The 1,651-nt window shown below is 46.4% G+C and carries 1 protein-coding gene; it reads right to left on the minus strand.

What is annotated here, in order from left to right; genetic code table 11:
- Positions 1 to 1,651: hypothetical protein (locus JMY02_RS13510; RefSeq protein WP_201599175.1), on the minus strand; the 1,651-nt coding region annotated here is incomplete at both ends.

Below are 1,651 nucleotides of genomic sequence, written 5' to 3' on the forward strand. Positions count from 1 at the left end.
CTATGGTGACATTGATAGGAGGCTCAGTTAATAAAACCTGAGATTGTGCCAAACCTTTTTGACCTTGAGCAAATTCTGCAAGCAAGACGGCGCTGACACGCTCTCCATCGACGCCAGAGCTTATCCAAGGTGACACACCTGATAACGTACCAGAAGCATCAATACTGGCTGATGATAATGTAAGTGTTTGGAAAGGCTCTAAGCTGTCACCTCTAAATAGCGCTATCGATAATGGCAAATCATTTAGCTGCTCATCGCTCGAGTTATCAATCGACCACTGCCAATTAACGGTATCACCGACATTCACCTCGGATGTGCCAGTTAAAGTACCTGCCACGCCAAAACCTGTCTGCGCAGCTGATAGCACAGTGAATGATTGTGTCAGTGCTTGATTCGCTTGAGTCCCATCAGCTGCTATCGCTGTACTGGTAACGGTATAGTTGCCCGTTATAGCATCGGCAAGAGGTACATTAAAATACTGGTCTTTGATGGCATTTGGTGCAAGCTCGTTATAGCTGTAATTTTGTGCCCAAATAGTCTTGCCGCTAGGATCTGCTACCGTTAAAGCGACATCACGTTGTCCCGCCATCGCATTACTGGCGGTGTTAATTACACGCGAGTGAATTTGTACCATGTCCGTTGGTAGGTATTGTGTTTTATCGACATACAACTGGCTATTGGTTTGAGCGGAGAGCGCACCATCAGCGACGATAGCAAAGTTTCTATCGAGCTCGGCGACGACTTTATCCTGATAAATCAGCTCGATATGGGCGGTATAACTGCCTATTGGTGTCTGACCCGTTTGCCACATGTTGAGCACATTGGCACTATTGACCGGAGGATTGCCAATGTTGGTAAGGGCAACACTCAAGTCAGTGGTAGTATCAGCAAATTGCTCGATGACATTTCCTGCACTATCAATAATACTGACACGAACACTTGATGTCGTAGGGAAGCTGCCTAAGTTGGTCGGCGTTGCCATGATAGTAACAATATCATTGGCTGTATAAGAGGTCTTATCAACATTGCCTGCTAGACTAAATGCAGTGTACTCACCAGTGACCACAATGCGCGCGAGGTTGTTGCTGCGGGTATATTCTTGGACGACATCCTGACTGCTAACAGGGCCTGTAGGATCAGTGGGGTTAGGGATACCTGTGGCACTATCAACACCAGCGCCTGCGTCATTGGCGATGACAATCAGCTCACCAAAGTCAGCAAGACTACCATTAGTAGAAGTATAATCGATACTCAGATCAACATAGTCACCACCAGCAAGCGCATCAGTCAAGGTGACTTTACCTATCAGCTCAGCCTGAGTTGCGTCTGCATCTTTAGGCAGTCGGTAGAAACTAACGGGTGTACCTTTGGCAACAGGCTTGCCACCTGCATTACCAATACGAGCGGTAAAGCGGCTGGGCGCAGAATTGCCTCTGTCATTTATTTGAATATAGGAAGCGGTTAAATCAGAAGCTGCGGTGACATTGACGCCAGGGATTAAGTTAGCGCGATAGGTATTATGTACTTCCCAGCTATTTGGTTCATTTTTAGGAACGGATAAGTCATCATTGATGTTGGTAACATGATAGCTGTACTGGTTCCAAATATTACGTGTATTCGCCCAGTCTTTGTTTTTACTGGAGATCATGCG

Origin of the sequence: Psychrobacter vallis, assembly GCF_904846715.1 — a bacterium.
Lineage (GTDB): Bacteria > Pseudomonadota > Gammaproteobacteria > Pseudomonadales > Moraxellaceae > Psychrobacter > Psychrobacter vallis.